We start from the raw sequence: 20,065 nt of genomic DNA, 5'->3' as shown, positions 1-20,065 counted from the left end.
GGAAGCGCATAAATTAGCGTTTCCGTTTTTTACTGTATCATTAAAAAAGTTTCAACCGCTTCGTATTTGGGAGATTTTCTTGGATGGATTGTAAACAACGCGAAAGAAGATACTGGAAGTTTAATGGATTCCAACTTTTCCTTTGGAATAAAGAGCCCATCTTTCGTCTTCCGTTTTTTGGCAATCGTGATATGCGGGATAAATCGATCGGAAGCGGGTCGATCCAACTGGGTAGCAACGGTTTCCTCGATTTCTTTTTGCAATGTCGTTAACACTTTGTTTTCCTTAATTGATAAATAGACAACACGTGGGCCAGAAGGAGAACCGAAATAGGATAATCCATCAATATGCATGTTAAATACGGGTGTTTTATTGGTAATCATCCTCAGACTTTCTATCAAAGAGGGCAGTGATTTTTTATTCATGGCGCCAATAAATGATAACGTCACATGTAAATCGTCTGGATGTGGAATTACTTTGTAAGCATCATCCAAACGATATTTGGTTCTGTAAGCGTCCATTATATGTTCAAGATTCGTAGGGCTTTTTATGCCAATAAAGTAGTGTCCGGACATAATTTGTTCCTCCTCTGTATGACTTTTAGTGTAACCCAATTTTCAAACCTAAACCTAAGGTATGAATCAGCGCCATTTAAGTTTAAAAAGATTCACTGGTGGCATATACGAGTAAATACATAAAGAGGAGCGTGGTAAAATGAAAAAATGGTTTTTGCTAATTGCTGCGATGGGGTTAGTTTTAGCGCTAGCCGCATGTGGTGATGAGAAGAAAGATGAGCCTGCAAAGGAAAACGATGAAGCCGCAACCGAACCTTCGGAAACTGAAGAAACGGATGAAATTGAAGCGGTTAAGGTCGATTTAATCGATGCGAATGAAGAGTCAGTAGGTACGGTAGAATTGACTGAAGAAGAGAATGGTGTGCTTGTAAATGTGAAAGCGGAGAACTTGCCTGAAGGTCCGCACGGTTTTCATTTTCATGAAGCAGGGAAGTGCGAAGAGCCTGATTTTGAATCAGCAGGTGGACATTTTAACCCGACAGAATCAGAACATGGTTTAGAAACTGAAAAGGGTCCACATGCCGGTGACTTACCGAATCTAGAGGTTGGAAAAGACGGTAAAGTGGAAGAGGAATTTGTTGCTGAACACGTTACGTTGAAAATGGGAGAAGCAAATTCACTATTAAAAGAAGGCGGAACTGCGTTAGTGATTCATGCTGGAGCAGACGATGGAAAAACACAACCATCTGGCGATTCAGGGGATCGAATTGTTTGTGGTGTAATTCAATAAACAATAAAGGAAGCCGACAAGTTAAAACTTTGTCGACTTCCCTTTTAATTTCACGTGTATTCCTTCACGATTTCATAAATCTTCTCTGGCCGCAAATGAATCGACACGGATTCCTCGGTTTGTAAAGTTAACGCAGAGCCGGCGAGCCCAAGTTGGCAGGCGGTCAATAACGATTCTTCGTGCAAGAGTCCGTAGATTGCACAAGCAGAGAATGCATCGCTAGCACCTGTGACATCGACAACCTTAGTTTTGAAAGGAGCTAGATGTCCAGATTCAGCCTGGGATGAATAATAAACCCCTTGATCAGCAAGTAAAATAATCACTTTTTGAACACCGCGCGCTCGGATTTCATCGGCGGCAGTTGCACAATCCTCGCTTGAGTCGATTTTTACACCACCGAGCACTTCAGCTTCTTCTTGGCTTAGCATCAGCACTTCCACACCTTCAAGACGGTGGGGGAGTTTTTTTGCTTTGGCTGAAGAAATCGGATCAATGTACAAAGGAATATCTTCATCTCTGCAGCGAGTAATCACGTAATCTATGCACTCCTCGGAAATATTGGTATCTATAAAAACGGCTTTAGAGGCAACGATATAGGACCACTTTTCTTCAATCATCGGAATGGTAATCTTTTCGTAAATGTTCATGTCGGCCATGGCGACAACCGTTTCGCCGTTTTCGTCCAATAACGTCGTATAAGTCCCCGTTCGTTCAGTCTGAAGAATCCAAACTTGGCTAACATCAACCCCGTGACTTTTCGTTTCCTCTAACAACCAGTCACCTTCTTTATCATCGCCAATAGCGCTCATAAGTGAAGTGTTATAGCCGAGTCTGCTTAAATTTTCGGCGAAGTTACGTGCGACACCCCCGCAAACTTCGGTCGTTTTGACCGGATTCGATGAATATAACCGCACAGTTTGTTCTGATCGCGCTTTTCGGTCCGTGTTTGCACCACCAATGCATACGATTGACGATTCTTCTTGAAGAATATAGGCTCGCCCTTTAATTTCACCGCGTTTTGTCAAATTCCCAATATAATTCGCAACCGCTGAGCGCGATAAACCCACCTTGGCTGATAATTCTTGTTGTGAAATGAACGGATTTATTTTGATATGGTGTAAAATCTGTTTTTCTTTATTCAATAGAGTCACCTCACTTCTAGTTAAACAAATGTTTGCATTATAGACAAAAGTTTTCTATACTTAATTGCACTGTAAATGGAAAGTCTAGACTTTGTCAATAATTTATATTCAAGTATAGAAAAATCATACACCATTGTCACCACTTGGTAAACAGGCTTCAATTAGGAGGAAATTTTAATGAGAATTTGGTTTTATCCCTTATTAGTCGTTATCGCGGCTAGTAGTTATGGTTTGGTTTCGACAATTATTAAACTTGCTATGCTTGGTGGCTTTTCAGCATCTGAAGCAATTACAAGTCAATTTTTTATCGGCTTTTGTTTAGCAGCGCTCATTTTCATTCTCACAAATAGAACGAAGTTAAGTTTTAAAGGCTTTGGCATTCTTATTTTAGCGGGCATATTAACGGCAATGACAAATATCGTTTATGGTCGTTCATTAATCTATTTACCCGCGTCATTGGCTGTTGTTCTTTTATTTCAATTTACATGGATCGGCATGGTAATTTCTTGCATCGCAAAACGTCAACTTCCTAGTCGAATTGAATTTATTTCTTTGATTGTCTTGTTTGCAGGCACAATCCCAGCAGCAGGTTTGATCGATGTAGATTTGTCTCAAATTCCGGTACAAGGTTGGTTATGGGGATTCGCGGCGGCGATTTGTTTCTCACTATTTTTATTTGTGAATGGCAAGCCGACTGCAAGCATGAATCTTTCGAATCGATTACTATTGGTTTCGTTTTTCGCATTTATGACGACGTTCGTTTTCCAGTCACCAGAAATTATTTGGAACGGCACTTTATTCGGAGAAGGCTTGTGGATGTATGGGTTGGCATTGGGGTTATTCGGGATGATTATTCCGGTATATCTATTTACGATTGCCGTGCCTAAAGTTGGATTAGGCATGTCATCCATATTGGGTGCATTTGAATTGCCGATTGCCGTGATGGTATCTGTCATTTTACTCAGCGAAACAGTAACTGCTTTGCAAATAATAGGTATAGTAATCATCATTATTGGGATAACATTACCGACGCTGCAAAATAGAAATACGCTATCAGTTAAAAATAAAGTCTAAAAATAAACGTTTGACATACAATATCTTTGTCGTTATAATAAACATATGTTTAAGAGTAAAACTTTTGTTTCGCGCGGGAGGGGGTGTAAAAAAATCGCTAGTACTATGAAACCGATAATTTGCATAGGCGGTGCTAACGTAGACCGAAAATATTATGCAAAACATAAAATAATTAATGGCACGTCTAATCCAGTGACATCCTCTCGAACAGTCGGAGGGGTGGCCAGAAATATTGCCGAAAATCTAGGTAGGCTAGGAGAAGAAGTTGCATTTATTTCAGTAAGAGGTAGTGATTCCGAGTGGAATGAGATCCACGACGCATCATCTCCCTATATGAATTTAGATCATGTTGCTGAAATTGAAAATTCTTCAACAGGATCGTATACAGCAGTGTTAGACAAAAATGGCGATTTGTCGATTGCGTTAGCCGACATGGATATTTTCAAAGAGATAACACCCGCGTTGTTGAATAAAAACAGCGAACTGCTGAAAACAGCAAAAAGTATTGTTGTCGATTTAAATTGTCCTGGTGAAACAATCAATTACCTTTGTTCATTCGCTTCAGAAAATAACATTCCATTGATCATCATTCCTGTTTCTTCACCAAAGATGGAAAGGCTTCCAACAGATTTAAATGCGGTAAGCTGGCTCATCGTCAATAAAGACGAAACAGAAACGTTCATGGATATCACACTTGATAATGAACAGGACTGGAAACATTCAGTCGAGAAATGGTTAGCGTTGGGTGTTAAAAATGTTATTGTAACGAACGGATCAAAAGGTGTCGTTGTGGGTAGCGAAGAGAACGGCATTCGTTTCTTCCCAGCTATCGAAACAAAGGCGGTCGTGGATGTTACAGGTGCAGGAGATTCGTTTTGTTCAGGCGTTATTTATTCCTGGTTGCAAAATAAAGAACTTGACTACATCATTCAATCCGGCTTGGTGAATTCCCACAAAACAATCTTATCCGAGCATACAGTGAGACAAGAATTATCACAAAAGCAATTTAAATTAGATATGGAGGAAATTATAAAATGAAAAACTACATCGAATTAGCACAAGAGGTAAAAGACGCACAAGCAGCAGGTAAAGCAATCGTCGCTTTGGAATCAACAATCATTTCACACGGCATGCCTTACCCACAAAACGTGAAAATGGCGCGTGAAGTTGAACAAATCATTCGCGATAACGGCGCAGTTCCAGCAACAATCGCAATTATCGACGGGAAGATTAAAATCGGTTTAACATCTGATGAACTTGAGTTATTCGGAAATAGCTCAGGCGTGGCTAAAGTATCACGTCGCGACTTGGCACAAGTTGTCGCTTCAAAACAATTAGGCGCAACAACAGTTGCAACAACAATGATCTGTGCTGAAATGGCTGGCATCCAAACATTTGTAACAGGCGGTATTGGCGGTGTTCACCGTGGTGCTGAAACGACAATGGATATTTCAGCTGACCTAGAAGAACTGGCTCAAACTGACGTTGCAGTTATCTGTGCAGGTGCGAAATCAATCCTGGATCTGCCACTTACACTAGAATACCTAGAGACAAAAGGCGTTCCTGTAATCGGTTATGAAACAGAATACCTACCAGCATTCTACACAAGAAGCAGTGAGCACAAACTAAACTTCTCCACTGATTCAATCGATGTCATTGCTGAAACTTTGAAAACGAAGTGGGAATTAAACCTTAAAGGCGGCGTCGTAATCGCTAACCCAATTCCTGAAGAACATGCAATGGACGAGGATTTCATCAATGGAATTATTGACCAAGCGATTAAAGAAGCAGAAGAAAATAATATTGTCGGTAAAGACAGCACGCCGTTCTTACTTGGGAAAGTCAAAGACTTAACAGAAGGTAAGAGCCTTGATGTAAATATCGAGTTAGTAAAACATAACGCTAAAGTTGGCGCGCAAATCGCAGTTAGCTTAAACGAAAAAACGAAAGCATAATACAACTAAACACCTATACGATTGTTTTCCATATTGATAAAAGTTAGTCAAATGGAAAACAATTCGTATTTGTGAAGATTGAAAGCGCTATCAGTTGAAGGGGAGCCTCTACACATGAAATTCATCTTTTTACTAACAGGGATTCTCCTTGTTTTTATGGTCGGATATCTAGTTAGTAATAATAGAAAAGAAATCAAATATAAACGTATTCTGATTATGCTAGCTGTACAAGTCGTCTTAGTTTACTTGATGATGAATACAAGCGTAGGCTTGAATATCATAACGAGTATTGGTAAATTCTTTGAAAAGCTATTAGAGATAGCTGACACGGGAATTCAATTTGTATTTGGCGGTCTGGTAAATGAAGGTGAAATGTCATTTATTTTTGTAGCCTTATTACCGCTCGTTTTCTTGTCAGTCTTAATTGGCATTTTAAATTATATTAAAGTACTACCATTGATCATTAGATACATAGGTTTAGCTTTAAGTAAAATAACTGGAATGGGCAGGCTTGAAAGTTATTTTGCGGTATCGACTGCTGTGCTTGGACAACCTGAAGTGTTTTTAACCGTTCTCAAGCAAATTCCACTCCTATCGCCGAAAAGACTTTACACAATTTGTACGTCTGCGATGAGTGCGGTAAGTATGGCAATGCTTGGGGCTTACATGACAATGTTAGAACCCAAATTCGTTGTAACGGCAGTGGTATTGAATATTTTTAGTGCGCTAATCATAGCAAATATTATTAATCCTTATGATTTAGAGGAAGATGAGGATTTAATCGAAGTCGAAAAAGATGAACGAGTTCCTTTCTTCCAAATGGTTGGAGATAGTGTAATGGACGGTTTTAAGCTGGTTGTTACAGTAGCGGCTATGCTCTTAGGATTTATTGCTTTGATGGAATTGGTTAATGTGATTTTCTTAGGTGTGTTCGATGTTTCATTCCAAACGGTTATTGGTTTTGTTTTTGCACCAATTGCATTTTTAATGGGCATTCCATGGGGAGAAGCTGTACAAGCAGGTGGCATTATGGCTACCAAACTTGTTACGAATGAGTTTGTGGCCATGTTAAGTTTTGGTGATCTATCAGAGACGCTGTCTGATAAAACCGTTGCGATTGTATCGGTCTACTTGGTTAGCTTTGCAAACTTTGGTACTGTCGGTATTGTTGCAGGGTCCATTAAATCGATTAGTGAAAAACAAGGGAATCATGTGTCAAAGTTCGCTTTAAAGCTGCTGTTAGGGGCTACGTTGGCTTCTGTTATATCAGGAACGATTATGGGGATTATGATGTGAGGTTAGTTAAGAAAAGTGTGGAGGGCGTTCCTCTGCACTTTTTTATATTAAAATGCAAAAAGCCGTCCATGGTTAGGACGGCTTTATTCCTTGGTTACCCTAGGTAGTTATCAAATCATTTATCTGTTATTCATTTCACTAGGAATCGCATTATGGTGCTCGTTGCGGTCTAGTGCAGCAATTTTATCTAAGTCTGCATGACTCAACTCAAAGTCAAATACATCAATATTTTCGTCCATTCGTGATGGTGTTACTGTTTTTGGAATGGCAATGATTTCTTCTTGAAGATGCCAGCGTAGGATAACCTGTGCTGGTGTTTTACTGTGTTGATTTGCGATTTCTTGAATGACTGGATCTTGTAATACTTTGGTGCCGTTCATTAATGGACTATATGCCTCAAGCACAATGCCGTGTTCTTTACAAAATTCTTTCAGTTCTTTTTGTTGTAAATACGGGTGGCATTCCACCTGGTTGACAGCTGGTACAACTTCACATTCGGTGAGAATCCGCTGCAAATGTTCGATGTCGAAGTTACAAACACCAATCGCTTTTGCGCGGCCTTCTTTATATATTGTTTCCAATGCTTTATAGGTTTCTACGTATTGATCAAAAGCTGGGGTTGGCCAATGGATTAAATAACGATCCACGTAATCAAGACCCAGTTTTTCCAGGCTTTCATCGAATGCTTCTAATGTACTTTCATAGCCCTGATCCGCATTCCAAAGCTTCGTCGTGATGAATAAATCCTCGCGCGGCACATTAGTTGTGGCAAGCGCTTTTCCAACACCGACTTCATTTCTGTAAATTTTAGCGGTATCAATTAAACGGTAACCAGCGTTTATTGCCTGTCCTACCGCGTTCTCAGCCTCGTCGTCGGGAATTTTCCACACGCCGAACCCAAGCTGAGGAATCTCAATGCCATTGTTTAATGTAATGATTTGCATAAAATCGCATCCTTTCTATACTATATCTACTAGTCTAGCATAGGATTTTAGAAAATTGAATTTTATGGTGGTCGGAGTTGTAGTGTTTCGAAAATTTTTAATTATGAATTTCCAAGTCTCAATCATTTTAGGTGTAGAGTCCCGACAAAATTGCAGTTTTTTTGTCGAATTTAGTCCTTTTGTGCCACGTGGTTATTATTATTATTGTGAACTCTATATATTACTGATACAATAGACTTATGGAAAAGTTGCAATTGGTACTTAATTGTTGAGCGTATAGTGGGATGTATAAGCATATTTAGTTTGTATCGAAGGTAACTGAATCCTTGCATTAGAGAGAGAGAAAAATAGATAAAACCATAGTGGAAGTGGGAGATGAGAAGATGGAACTGCAGCTAATTTCTGACAAAGATAAAGATAATGAGATGCTGAAAGTTGATCTTGAACAAAATCAGTTTATGGATGGACCGCTAGCCATCCATGTTGTAGAAAAAGTTAAGAAAACCGGTATTAACCCTAAAACAGGTCAACCAATAAAGCCGTTAACGGTATTTTTAACTTCTGAAAGATACAAAGAATTCAAAGAGAAAATGTTGAGCACTCCGATCATGGGCGAATCTCAAATTAATGGACCTGCCAATGAGTGGAAGAAAATTTTGCTGCAGTGGCTTAATTTTAAATTTAAGGTAATTGCGTGGCGTGTGTCTGTGCGCAAATTAGTAGGGTTACTGAAAGATTCAGGAATCACATTCAATCAGAATGATGAATCTCTTATTTCACCAATCATTATGCAGTGGCTAGAGATATTCAAAACAGAAGTTGAGAGTGGATTGAAACTAGAAATGAATATGTTAATTCGTGAGTAATTCATTTGAACTGAATAAAATGATATCCTAATAAATAACCGCCCTTTATGGGTGGTTATTTATTTTTAAATGTCAATTGCTTAATCCTTTATGGTGCTATATGATTATAAAGGAAATATTGCTCGTGGGACTTTTGAAATGCGTTGTAGTCTGAATGGGTAGATGTTTTACATAGATTTTGGGGGAGTTATATTGAGTAAGAAAAACAAGTCTTTACTTATTGGTGGCGGCATCGCATTAATCATTTTCATGATTATTATTGGGTCTATTTCAAGTTCGTCTGCCAGAGCTAAAAGTGAATTGCAGATAGAAATCGAAACACAACAAAGTTTAGTTAAAGAACGAGATTTGGAAATAGCGAAATTGAATAAAATCGTCGAAGAAGCGAAGCCCTGGTTTGACCTTCAAGAGAAGGAAAGACTAGAGAAAGTCGCAGAAGCAGAGAAGAAAGAAGCTGCGAAAAAGGCTGAAGAAAAAGCAAAGGCTGAAGCTAAAAAAGCTGAAGAAAAAAAGAAAGCGGCAGCAGCGAAAAAAGCAGCAGAAAAAAAAGCGGCAGAAAAAGCGGCTAAAGAAGCCGCCGCTGAAGCTGAAGCTAAGAAAAAAGCCGAAGAAGAAGAAAGAATTGGTTATGACACGGGTATCACATATAATCAGCTTGCAAGGACACCAGATGACTTTGAGTTTAAAAAAGTTAAGTTTCGCGGGAAAGTCATTCAAGTAATTGAAGGCGATGGCGAAACACAAATCCGACTTGCTGTGAATGATAATTATGACACAATCCTTTACGCGGCCTATGAATCAGATATCGTGAAATCCAGAATACTGGAAGACGATATGATAACAATTATGGGGATTTCAGGCGGCCTACTCTCCTACGAATCTACCAATGGCGGAACAATAACAATCCCGATGGTTTACGTGGCTAAAATTGCTCAGTAAATAAAGGTCATTAAGCCCATTAAATAAAATGAAAAAATCATGCAAAACCCACTAAAACGAAATCATCGGTTGGTGGGTTTTTGAGTTGAAAAAATTAGTACTGATGTAGCCTTGTGGCTATGCAGAAAAGAAGGAGTTCATAACTTATTCTCGAAATAGAAGAGGGGGAAGTGTGAAGAAGAGGTTCAATGAAGTGCGACTAGAAATACCGCGAAAATCTTTAACTCAGCCAGATATATAATTACTTTCGTGTCGAGAAATTTACTACCGGGGGTTGATTAGAATAAGCAATTTCAGCGATCAAGATTACGAGCATGAACAGGGAAACGATAAGGTGAGGGATTCGTATAGTTCAGATATAGATGAAATCCACTACGTCCCGGAAAATTATAGTCGTATGCCGGAATCGATAATTTTTTACTGTCGCTTGATGGCTTTTCTAATCATGCTTATTTCGTTCTTGTTACTATTCGATGACTTGTCCAATTTAAAACACTTTATTAGATGGTTACTGATTTGGCTGGGTACCGAGTTGGTTGGTTTTGTTTTGGGTTTTCATTGGTTAAGGCGGCGGCTTGAACGTAGCTGAAAGAAGGGGTTAAAAAGCATCTATTATCATGTTTAATGAGACATTGAGATGTGTTAAAATGAAAACGAAACAGATTTTTGTTTTGTTAAATGAGGAACTTATTTTAGATCTTAGAGGTATTCGTGCGTATAGTGTCGAAGCTATTAATAGAGATTAATAGCTTGAAAATTAGGAGTGAATATTTATGGTGCAGACTTTATTAATCTCGAATATTACCATTGCTGATTCAAAAAGAGAGCGCTTTATTGGAGACGTTTTACTGGATAATGGTAAAATCATTGAAGTTTCGTCTTCTATAAAGAAAGATGCGGACATTCACGTTGATGCGAAAGATAAAGGATGGATTCTCGTCCCGGGTTTTATAGACATACATATCCACGGTGCATCGGGCTTTGATGTAATGGACGGGACGCAGGAAGCTTTAAATGGCTTGGCGGGTGCGCTTCCTCGTGAAGGCACGACGAGTTTTTTAGCGACGACGATGACGCAGACGGAAGATGGAATCGAAAACGCACTCAAGAATGCAAGTCTATTTAATGCCGATGCGACACAAGCTGAGATGCTAGGTATCCATTTGGAAGGACCATTCATATCGGCCAAAAGAGCAGGTGCACAACCGATTGAGCATATTACGTTGCCTTCGATTTCATTATTCGAGCAGTGGCAAAAATTGAGTGGCAATCGGATTAAACTTGTGACAATTGCGCCTGAAGTGGATCACGGGTTAGCCTTTATTGAAGCGGTGACTGCAAATCAGGTGGTTGCATCATTGGGGCATACAGATGCAACTTATGAAGAAGTAAGTGAAGCGGTTAAGGCGGGTGCACGGCATGTGACGCATTTATATAACCAGATGAGTCCTTTTCATCATCGCGATCCTGGTGTTGTGGGCGCGGCCTTGTTGGAAAAGCCTTTGATGGTTGAATTAATTGTCGATTTTATACATAGTCATCCAAAGTCGGTTGAACTTGCTTACCGTCAAAAAGGAGCGAGTGGCATTATTCTTATTACGGATGCGATGCGCGCAAAAGGTCTTGCGCCTGGTACGTATGATTTGGGTGGACAAGATGTCGCGGTCACAGAGAATGATGCACGACTAGCTGATGGCACACTTGCCGGAAGCATATTGACGATGGAAAATGCAGCGAAAAATATGAAGGCGGCAACGGATTGTACATTATCCGAACTTGTTGCCATGACATCGACAAATGCAGCAAAACAGCTTGGACTTTCCAATAAAGGAGTAATCGCATCAGGAAAAGATGCAGACTTAACAATTATCGATCGTGACTGGAATGTTCAAATGACAATTTGTAGTGGTAATATCGCATATACGAGGGGGAAGTAAAGATGAAAGTAATAGTAGTTGAAAATTATGATGAGGTTAGTCAGGAAGCATCACAATTAGTAGAAGAAAAGGTTAAGGGAAATGGTGAGTTGGTACTTGGTTTAGCTACTGGTTCAACGCCGCTTGGACTATATGAAAATCTAATTGATGGCCATAAAACACGTAATATTTCTTATGAAAACGTGAAAACCATTAATCTGGATGAATATCTGGGATTGGAGAAAACGCATCCAGCAAGCTATAATGCGTTCATGTATGAGACGCTTTTCAAACATGTTGATGTGAATCTAGATCAAACCTATATCCCTAATGGCGTGCCGGAATCTGCTGAAGAGGAATGTGCGCGCTATGAAGAAGTAATCGACAGTATTGGTCCTGTCGGTCTGCAGATATTGGGCATCGGAACAAATGGTCATATCGGGTTTAACGAACCGGGAACAGATCCTGAAAGTCTAACGCATGTTGTCGAACTTAATGCTTCTACTAGGGAAGACAATGCGCGATTCTTTGACTCATTGGATGAAGTTCCAACGCATGCGATAACGATGGGCATAAAGTCAATTTTAAAAAGTGAACAAATTATTTTAATGGCCTCGGGGAAAAGTAAAGCTGATGCGATAAAAACGTTATTGGATTCAAAAGAAAACGTAAATCCGGATTTTCCCGCATCCTATTTATGGACGCATAATGATGTTACGCTTATTGTGGATAAGGATGCTTATTCGCAAGTTTAAACACAAAAAAAGAGCCCAAGGGCTCTTTTTTACTTATTCAATTCCTCATATGCAATTATTTTTAAAGCGAGCATTTCCTCTGCGGTAAACTTTCCTTCTAAACTGCTTAGAATATCATTCATTTCATTTGCTGAAATTCCATTTTGATATTTCGTTTGCATATTCTGGAGTTCGCCGATGCCTACTTTTTGAATGATGGCTCTTGTCGCTTGTTCTTTTGTTTTATAAGGTAGGTTACTCGTACCAACATTACCTTCCGCGATAAACTGCTGTACTTGTGGATCATTATTTACAATCTGTTTAATTTCTTCTAATTGTCCGGTGTTTTCTAATTCACCATAGACAGAGTCCGCGACGTTTTCGGAAATTTTATTGGTACCAAAATAATAAATCCCATATCCGATGCTGCCAATCAGGAGCATTAAAATGAAAAGACCTTTGAAAAACTTCAAAATACACACCTCTTTCCTTATAAGACTATTATTTGCAAAAAAAGTTCGATTTAGAACACATTGACCACTAATCAGAAAATTGTTAAAGTAGAATATATGACAATAGAGGAGATTACGCCATGAAATTCGTTGAACTTGAGACACCTGCGCTATTAATCGATAGAGAAGTAATGTTAGATAATCTGAAGTTTATGCAGAACTATGCGAATGAAGAAAAAGTTCATTTACGACCGCACACAAAGACGCATAAGATGCCGATGGTGGCCAAGCTCCAGGAAGAGTTGGGTGCAAATGGAATTACTGTCGCAAAAGTGGGCGAGGCGGAAGTCATGGCGAACCACGGATTGACGGATATTTTCATTGCCAATCAAATCGTCGGTAAATCTAAAATCGAACGCATTCGAAAGTTGGCCGAAACAATTAACCTATCTTTTGGCATCGATGATCCTTACCATGTGAATGAAATCGAAGCTGTTTTCGAAGGCGCGGCGAATAAAGCCCAAGTCGTCGTGGAAATCGAAGTCGGGGAGAACCGATCGGGCGTAATTGAAGAAAGTGCTTTTCGTACATTGTTGGCGTCAATTCAAGCGAGTCGGAATGTAGAATTCAAAGGTGTGTTTTCTCATGATGGTCATTCCTATAAAGCTGAAAATCTGGATGAATGCAGGGAGATTTTTACCCGAAGTGTTGAACGAACTTTACGTTTTGCAGCGATTGCAGAAGAAGTAGGAATGAAACCAAACGTGGTTAGTATTGGTTCTACGCCGTCTCTTATGCAAAACTATGAGATTCCAGATGGCATTACAGAAATACGACCTGGCACTTATGTGTTAATGGACGCGTCTCAAGCAAATGTCATCGGTACATATGACCGTTGTGCAGCGACGATTCTGACAACGATAATCAGTAAACCTACTACTGAAAGAGTTATCGCGGATGTAGGCGCGAAAGGGATTACCGCGCAGAGAAGAAGTATAGGTATCACAAAAACGGCGGGTCTTGGGTACATTAAAAGCTTTGACAATGTCCATATTTCCGATGTTTTTGACGAGCATGCGATTATTTATAATCAAGAATTTCGTGATCAAGTGAGTATCGGTGATAAAGTCGAGATTATTCCAAATCATATTTGTCCCGTTTGTAATTTGCATGAGAAAGCGTACTTAATTTCCAATGGTGAAGTGGTTGAGGAATTAGTCGTTGAATGCCGAGGGAAATTGCAATAATAGAAATGGAGTCAGCCTATTTATGAGGTTGACTCCATTTTTATTATAAGTGGACAGTTTATCGCTTTTTTAATCTGTCATCACTTCATCCCATCGCTCTTCAGCTTCATTTTTCAGACTTTCAATATGCAACGTTAATGTAGTTGCAAGGGTAGGTAAATCTCGGTTTTTCATCGCTTCATACATGTTCCAGTGATCTTTATGTCTTTTAATCGTACTCTCTAAAGAAGTAGAATGGACAATACGAGATAAGTCTACATGTGTATTAAACGAAGAGAATACATCTTTGATTTTGCTGTTGTTTGCCCATTCAATAAGTGTTTTATGGAATTTCATATCTAACTTGCTGTATTTATCAAAAGGAAAGGGGGCCACGTCAAGTAATGCATCCATGCTTTCAACGATTTTGCCCCATTCTTCTAGTTCATCATCATTGATGTTTTGAATTGCTTTCTCGGCTGCCCATAATTCTATCATTAATCGGGCCTCGAGTACTTCGATAAATTCAGTAAAGTTTAATTGGGTTACATAGGTTCCTTTACGCGGAATGATTTCGATTAACCCTTCATGTACTAACTGGTTGATAGCATCTTTAATTGGTGAGCGACTTACTCCGAATTCTTCCGCTAGTTTATGGATGTCGAGCTTATCGCCGGGTGTGTATATTCGTCCGATAATATTGTCGCGCAGAATCGTGTAAACCTGTTCAGTTAACAGTGAAGTTTCAATTCTAGCCATTTTTCATACTTCCTTTACTTATATTTATAATTTGATTTACAAACAGTCTCAGCCTAATCAAGTGCTAGATGATGTTAAATATTTCTAGCATGATTTAACAATTAAAGAAATTACAAAAAAGTATTGACGTGTAAAACAAAAGAATGTAATCTTACATTAACATGTGAAATGTTACATGTCACTTGTTATTAATTTGAAAAGAAAGCGATATCATTTTGAATAATTGATTTTAATTGGAGAAATAAGCATAAACAAAGAAACTTGTAAATAAGAGAAAGTAACTAAGGGGTGTAGATAAATGAAAGCGGTTAGAATTCCAGAAGCAAACGTCATTGAAATACTAGAGATTCCTGAACCAATGATAGAACAACCTGATGATGTAAAAGTGAAAATTAAAAGAGTTGGTATTTGTGGGTCAGATATGCATATTTATCACGGCACAAATCCGCTTGCGACGTACCCGAGAATTGTCGGACACGAAGTCGCTGGAGAAATAATAGAAATCGGCGCGAATGTAAAAAACGTAGCTGTTGGTGATCATGTCGTCATAGAACCCATTCGTTATTGCGGCGAATGTTACGCTTGTAAAAATGGCAGGCCGAATGTATGTAAAGAAGTGTCTGTATTTGGTGTCCATGAAGACGGCGGTATGAGAGAAGTGGCCATCCTATCGGAAAAGCAAGTGCATAAAGTGAATCCTGAAATTGATTGGGATGAGGCAGTAATGGCTGAACCTTATACAATCGGGGCCCAAGCAACATGGAGAGGGAACGTCCAAGCTGGACAAACTGTATTTATCCAAGGTGCTGGACCTATCGGGATAACGGTTCTTAAAATGGCGAAACTACGCGGGGCGAATGTTATTATTTCAGATTATACAAATGAAAGATTGGAATTTGCAAAAGAAAATGGCGCAGATCACACAATCAATCCTTCTGAAGTCGATGTAGAAACAAAAATCAATGAAATTACACATGATGAAGGTGCAAATGTTGTAATTGACGCGGTTGGTTTACCACAAACATTTGAGTTAAGTGTTAACGTGGCTTCAGTTGCAGGCAATATTGTTTTATTAGGTTTCAATGCGACACCATCCTCCATTGCTCAAATGGAAATTACAAAAAAAGAATTAACAATTACAGGTTCAAGATTGCAGACGAATCAATTTGGAAAAGTTGTTGAGCTAATCAATGATAGGAAATTAACGCATAATGGTTTAGTCACACATAAGTTTCCAGTCAGTCAAATTAAAGAAGCATTCGAGTTCATAGAAAAGAATCCTCAATTAGTTCGCAAAGCGATTATTGAGTTTGAGTGATACTGGATTAGATTCCAGGGGTTTCATCGAAAATATTTAACTGAAGAAGTTGGGGGAATAGAAGAATGCCGTTAATAATCGTTGCTTTAGGGATTATCGTATTACTCGTATTAATCATGAAATTTAATGTGAATACATTTATTTCATTAATCGTTGTTTCATTCATGATCGCATTTGCTTTAGGAATGCCGTTCAATGAAATCGTTGGTACTATTCAGACGGGTATGGGAAATACCCTAGGAGGAATTGCATTAGTCTTTGGACTTGGGGCAATTTTAGGTAAATTGATCGCAGATGCGGGCGGTGCGCAACGTATCGCCATGACATTAATTGAGAAATTTGGCGAGAAGAGAATTCAATGGGCAGTTGTTGTTGCCGGATTCATTCTCGGAATTGCCTTGTTCTTTGAAGTTGGTCTTGTATTATTAATTCCGATTGTTTATCAGATTGCTAAGCAATTAAGAATATCATTTTTCTGGTTAGGTCTACCGATGACGACTGCATTATCGGTGACACATGCATTTTTGCCGCCGCATCCAGGACCTACCGTTATTGCTCAACAATACGATGCAAACGTAGGATTAGTCTTGCTTTATGGTTTTATGATCGCGATTCCAATTGTCATTATCGCTGGACCACTATTTACAATCATTGCTAGAAAACTTGTTCCTTCTGCTTTTGAAAAGGAACCTACAGGAAGTATGGCTTCTATAGGGAATGCGAAACAATTTAACTTAGAAGATACGCCAGGTTTTGGTATCAGTGCGTTCACTGCTTTATTCCCAGTAATTTTGATGGCGCTTTCAACGATTGTTGTTTTATTCGAGGATGCCATGGGGGTATCAGGAAACTGGTTTTTTGACCTGATTGGATTAATCGGTGCGCCAACGACAGTTATGTTGCTCTCTGTATTACTTGCGTTAGTTACGATGGGGACTGCCAGAAAAATCCCGATGAAACAGCTCATGCAATCCGCGGAAAGTTCGATTGCGGCCATCGGTATGATGTTACTTATTCTTGGTGCCGGCGGGTCACTTAAACAAGTGTTATTAGATGGTGGGGTTGGTGATACCGTTGCGCAGATTTTTGATGGGAGTACAATTTCACCGCTAATTCTAGCTTGGCTTATCGCCGCTCTCTTAAGAGTCGCGCAAGGATCAGCGACAGTTGCTGCTTTGACAACAGCTGGACTCGTTATCCCATTGATGGCGGGTACGGGCGTTAACGTAGAGTTAATGGTGTTGGCAACGGGTGCCGGTAGTATCATTGCTTCTCACGTAAATGATACTGGTTTCTGGATTGTTAAAGAATCTTTCGGATTAACAATGAAAGAGACATTCGGAACTTGGACAGTTCTTGAAACACTTATATCAGTTCTAGGTCTTGGATTCGTTTTATTATTAAGCCTATTTGTATAAAATTAATCGTAGAGGTTCGCCGATTTCTGGCGGACCTTTTTTGTTGTTTGTGAAGAAAGGTTTGGAGGTTTAGCCAAAGCTAAACCTTTTACTCAATCATTCAAGATCATCCATGTATCTTAGCAAATCCCCACGCGGTCCTTTCTCATAAAAATCGGCTGAATCGTAATCGTCAGAAGAATAATCTTCGTATAAGTTTATTTCAGGAACGTAGGTGTCACTGTCCATATCGCTAACTAACATAGCGGCACTGCACATTGGGCAAATGTTTATAGCTCTCCATTTACCTACAGCAAATTCATTATCGCATTTTACGCAGGTCGCGTAATTCACCATCAACATCGACTCCCTTATTGAGTAATTTGAAAAGTTGTAAACCATTTTTCCCCAATTTATTGCGCTGGGAATTAACTATATTAGAAAAAATAAAAAGTCATCCAAGTTTTTAGAATGGGTGACTTTTTTGAGTTTATCATTGGATTGTAGGTAGGGTGGTGTGCTCTTTAGTCGTTTGAGCGTATGGATTGGTCGCTTTGAAGGGCTCATTGGGCTTTTCATTGTGCGCTTTAGTCACTTTGAATGTGCTATTAGTCGTTTGAGCGCATACTTTAGTCGTTTTGAGTGTTATTTACCAATTAATTGGTTGCGGCACTGCTGGGTGGCGTCCCCAGTTGGACAGGCGTAGGTATTATTTTCCACTTTCCGTCGAAAGTGCCCCATATACGCGGGACAGAGGAGTGCCGCCTCTCTGTGACTAGTAGTATATACAAAATGTCGATAAAATATACTAGATTTAGTGTAGATTTATTGAATTCATAAGCAAATCTAAAATTTACACTTTTTTATTAGAAAATAATGGTAAACTATAAGGTAACTCAAAGAATAAAGTTAGGGGTGTGAAATTGAATAAAAGAAGATTGATTCTCGGGATTTTATTTTTGCTGATTGGCTTAATTTTAATCTCCATTCCGCTGTATCACGAGTGGAAGCAGGGACAGGGTGTGACTGCATTAGAAGAAGCTTTATCCCTAATTGAAGCATCAGACGGTGAACCAGTGGACTTATCTCAAATTGACAATCTTCCTTTTACTGAAGAAGAAATAAAAAATGTTTTAGAATTGGAAATCCCTTATATAAATATCCAACAAAAAGTTTTAAATCGTACAACTGAAGAGAATTTAGCCATCGCACTGACGCAAATTAAAGAAGACCAGGTTCCGGGAAAAGGCAACTTCACAATTGCAGGACATAGGGGATATCGGGATGGACGTCATTTCAGCAACTTAGCTGAAGTGCCTATGGGGGAGAAAGTTTATTTGCATTCATCTGATCAAACATTTGTTTATGAAATCATAAGTTCAGAAGTGATTGAACCGACAAATATAGGTGTTCTAGACGATAAAAAAGATCTAAATGAAATCACGATGATAACTTGTACAATAAGCGGCAAAGAACGCGTAGCAGTAAAAGGTGTCCTCATTGATACAATTGTAGAGTAGTTGTGTTTTATCGTTTAAGAATAAGCTATACAAAGGAAGGAAAAGTGCGTGAAGTATTTCAATATCTGTCCATGCAAAAATTACGATAATCATTCCAGGGGGGAAGGTTAATGAAGGTAGTTTTAGTTGATGATGAGCAACTTGCCGTTGAAGTGCTTGAAATTGTACTTGGTAAATTTCAAGACATAGAAATTGTAGGGAAATATACAGATCCCGAGTTAGCGTTACAGGAAATAACAGATTTGAACGCAGATGTAATTTTTCTAGATATGGAAATGGGTGAATTCCATGGCCTTCAACTTGCTGAAAAATTAATTAAAAAACTTCCTAATCTCGATATTGTTTTTGTGACAGCTCATGCCCAGTTTGCGTTGGAGGCATTTGAGGTATTTGCGGTTGATTATTTACTTAAGCCTGTCAGTAGCGAACGATTAGGAAAGACAATCGATGAACTACGGACGAGGCGGCGAAATCATAAGAATATATTGGAAGAAAATGTGACAGAGAAATATTTGCTCGCCAAAACAATGGGGAGTTTCAACTTGCTCTGCCCGAATAGTAAAGAAATCAAATGGCGTACGCAAAAAGTGAAAGAACTTTTTTTGTATTTATGGCATCATAATCCAACCCCAATACATAGGTCTAGAATTTTAGATGACATATGGCAAGATTATACTGAGGACCGGGCGGCAGCATTAATGCATACCACCTTGTATCAACTAAGAAAATTGCTTCGAGAAATTGGATTTGTCGATCCGGTTAAATTGATCAATGAACATTACATCATTAATGTTCCAGTTAAAAGTGATTTTCATGAAATCGAACGAATAATTGGGTCTACCAAGCTGTCCGCGCATTTGGTGGAGAACATGGTAGAGTTATATAAAGGCAACTTCTTGGAGGAAGAGGACTATCATTGGGCCTTGTCTACACAGTATAAAATGAAAAACAATTACCTAAATTTGTTAGAAAAATACGCACTTCAAGAAATGGACAATCAGCAACGAATAGTAGAAATTTGTCTTGTGAAAATGTTGGAATTAGAACCGTATAACGAAGAGTTTGTTTATTACCTCGTAGATTTCTATGGAAGAACGAATAATTTAGTAAAATTGGTTGGTGTGATAGAGAGATTTAAAACCGTATGGGTTGAAGAATTGGGCATTGATATACCGGACAAAATCATGGGAATATATAATGAATATATGATTCGTTCGTAAAA

Annotated in this window: 20 protein-coding genes; 14 read left to right on the top strand and 6 right to left on the bottom strand. The window is 38.9% G+C overall.

The features are described from left to right. Positions 1–29: 29 nt before the first annotated feature. A complete protein-coding gene (thpR, locus tag J4G36_RS09975) occupies positions 30–575 on the bottom strand; it encodes an RNA 2',3'-cyclic phosphodiesterase (RefSeq protein WP_210469852.1) in 546 nt (181 codons plus the stop codon). A 139-nt stretch (positions 576–714) separates the two neighbouring features. On the opposite strand from thpR, the gene J4G36_RS09970 reads away from it, so the two are divergent. Beyond that, positions 715–1,305 carry a superoxide dismutase family protein gene (locus J4G36_RS09970; protein WP_210469851.1) on the top strand — a complete coding sequence of 197 codons (591 nt, stop codon included), beginning with the start codon at positions 715–717 and terminating at the stop codon, positions 1,303–1,305. A 50-nt stretch (positions 1,306–1,355) separates the two neighbouring features. Here J4G36_RS09970 and J4G36_RS09965 read toward each other — a convergent pair whose 3' ends face one another. Continuing rightward, entirely contained in the window at positions 1,356–2,447 is a 1,092-nt protein-coding gene (locus J4G36_RS09965) for a carbohydrate kinase (RefSeq protein WP_210469850.1), read from the bottom strand. 183 nt (positions 2,448–2,630) lie between these two features. Between J4G36_RS09965 and J4G36_RS09960 the strand changes: the two genes are divergently transcribed. The 4 genes from J4G36_RS09960 (at position 2,631) to J4G36_RS09945 (ending at position 6,772) form a co-directional block, all read left to right on the top strand. Beyond that, positions 2,631–3,521, top strand: a complete 891-nt coding sequence (locus tag J4G36_RS09960; RefSeq protein WP_368668770.1) for an EamA family transporter — start codon at positions 2,631–2,633, stop codon at positions 3,519–3,521. Positions 3,522–3,626: 105 nt separating this feature from the next. Next, positions 3,627–4,559, top strand: a complete 933-nt coding sequence (locus J4G36_RS09955; RefSeq protein WP_246880470.1) for a carbohydrate kinase family protein — start codon at positions 3,627–3,629, stop codon at positions 4,557–4,559. Further along, entirely contained in the window at positions 4,556–5,476 is a 921-nt protein-coding gene (locus J4G36_RS09950; protein WP_210469847.1) for a pseudouridine-5'-phosphate glycosidase, read from the top strand. Before J4G36_RS09955 ends, J4G36_RS09950 begins: the two co-directional genes overlap by 4 nt. Before the next feature lie 114 nt (positions 5,477–5,590). Further along, a complete protein-coding gene (locus J4G36_RS09945; protein WP_210469846.1) occupies positions 5,591–6,772 on the top strand; it encodes a NupC/NupG family nucleoside CNT transporter in 1,182 nt (393 codons plus the stop codon). Between the two features lie 119 nt (positions 6,773–6,891). On the opposite strand, the gene J4G36_RS09940 is transcribed toward J4G36_RS09945, so the two are convergent. Then, a complete protein-coding gene (locus tag J4G36_RS09940; RefSeq protein ID WP_210469845.1) occupies positions 6,892–7,716 on the bottom strand; it encodes an aldo/keto reductase in 825 nt (274 codons plus the stop codon). 383 nt (positions 7,717–8,099) lie between these two features. Between J4G36_RS09940 and J4G36_RS09935 the strand changes: the two genes are divergently transcribed. The 4 genes from J4G36_RS09935 (at position 8,100) to nagB (ending at position 12,192) form a co-directional block, all read left to right on the top strand. Next, the gene (locus tag J4G36_RS09935) at positions 8,100–8,582 is read left to right on the top strand and encodes a hypothetical protein (protein ID WP_210469844.1); all 483 of its coding nucleotides are present in this window, start codon (positions 8,100–8,102) and stop codon (positions 8,580–8,582) included. Between the two features lie 192 nt (positions 8,583–8,774). Then, positions 8,775–9,521, top strand: coding sequence for a toxin regulator (locus J4G36_RS09930; protein WP_246880469.1), 747 nt, complete (start codon positions 8,775–8,777; stop codon positions 9,519–9,521). Positions 9,522–10,294: 773 nt separating this feature from the next. After that, the gene (gene nagA / locus J4G36_RS09925; RefSeq protein WP_210469842.1) at positions 10,295–11,458 is read left to right on the top strand and encodes an N-acetylglucosamine-6-phosphate deacetylase; all 1,164 of its coding nucleotides are present in this window, start codon (positions 10,295–10,297) and stop codon (positions 11,456–11,458) included. 2 nt (positions 11,459–11,460) lie between these two features. After that, the gene (nagB, locus tag J4G36_RS09920) at positions 11,461–12,192 is read left to right on the top strand and encodes a glucosamine-6-phosphate deaminase (protein WP_210469841.1); all 732 of its coding nucleotides are present in this window, start codon (positions 11,461–11,463) and stop codon (positions 12,190–12,192) included. A 29-nt stretch (positions 12,193–12,221) separates the two neighbouring features. Here nagB and J4G36_RS09915 read toward each other — a convergent pair whose 3' ends face one another. Next, positions 12,222–12,653, bottom strand: coding sequence for a hypothetical protein (locus J4G36_RS09915; RefSeq protein ID WP_368668749.1), 432 nt, complete (start codon positions 12,651–12,653; stop codon positions 12,222–12,224). Positions 12,654–12,763: 110 nt separating this feature from the next. Here J4G36_RS09915 and J4G36_RS09910 point away from each other — a divergent pair, with 110 nt between their 5' ends. Next, a complete protein-coding gene (locus J4G36_RS09910) occupies positions 12,764–13,870 on the top strand; it encodes an alanine racemase (RefSeq protein WP_210469840.1) in 1,107 nt (368 codons plus the stop codon). A 69-nt stretch (positions 13,871–13,939) separates the two neighbouring features. Here the strand turns inward: J4G36_RS09910 and J4G36_RS09905 are convergent, their stop codons facing one another. After that, positions 13,940–14,608: a GntR family transcriptional regulator gene (locus tag J4G36_RS09905; protein ID WP_210469839.1), complete on the bottom strand. Its 669-nt coding sequence runs from the start codon at positions 14,606–14,608 to the stop codon at positions 13,940–13,942. A 298-nt stretch (positions 14,609–14,906) separates the two neighbouring features. On the opposite strand from J4G36_RS09905, the gene J4G36_RS09900 reads away from it, so the two are divergent. Further along, positions 14,907–15,926, top strand: a complete 1,020-nt coding sequence (locus J4G36_RS09900) for a zinc-binding alcohol dehydrogenase family protein (protein ID WP_210469838.1) — start codon at positions 14,907–14,909, stop codon at positions 15,924–15,926. A 65-nt stretch (positions 15,927–15,991) separates the two neighbouring features. Further along, on the top strand, positions 15,992–17,344 hold the full coding sequence (locus tag J4G36_RS09895) for a gluconate:H+ symporter (RefSeq protein WP_210469837.1): 1,353 nt from the start codon (positions 15,992–15,994) through the stop codon (positions 17,342–17,344). A 96-nt stretch (positions 17,345–17,440) separates the two neighbouring features. On the opposite strand, the gene J4G36_RS09890 is transcribed toward J4G36_RS09895, so the two are convergent. Further along, positions 17,441–17,680: a hypothetical protein gene (locus J4G36_RS09890; protein WP_210469836.1), complete on the bottom strand. Its 240-nt coding sequence runs from the start codon at positions 17,678–17,680 to the stop codon at positions 17,441–17,443. 560 nt (positions 17,681–18,240) lie between these two features. Here J4G36_RS09890 and J4G36_RS09885 point away from each other — a divergent pair. Together J4G36_RS09885 and J4G36_RS09880 are read left to right on the top strand one after the other, a co-directional pair. Continuing rightward, positions 18,241–18,843: a class D sortase gene (locus J4G36_RS09885; RefSeq protein ID WP_483315885.1), complete on the top strand. Its 603-nt coding sequence runs from the start codon at positions 18,241–18,243 to the stop codon at positions 18,841–18,843. Positions 18,844–18,953: 110 nt separating this feature from the next. After that, positions 18,954–20,063 carry a response regulator gene (locus J4G36_RS09880; RefSeq protein WP_210469834.1) on the top strand — a complete coding sequence of 370 codons (1,110 nt, stop codon included), beginning with the start codon at positions 18,954–18,956 and terminating at the stop codon, positions 20,061–20,063. The last annotated feature ends 2 nt before the right edge of the window (positions 20,064–20,065 follow it).

Source organism: Sporosarcina sp. 6E9, from assembly GCF_017921835.1.
GTDB lineage: Bacteria > Bacillota > Bacilli > Bacillales_A > Planococcaceae > Sporosarcina.
Note: the sequence above shows the minus strand (reverse complement) of the source record. Positions and strands in the feature narration are given on the sequence as shown.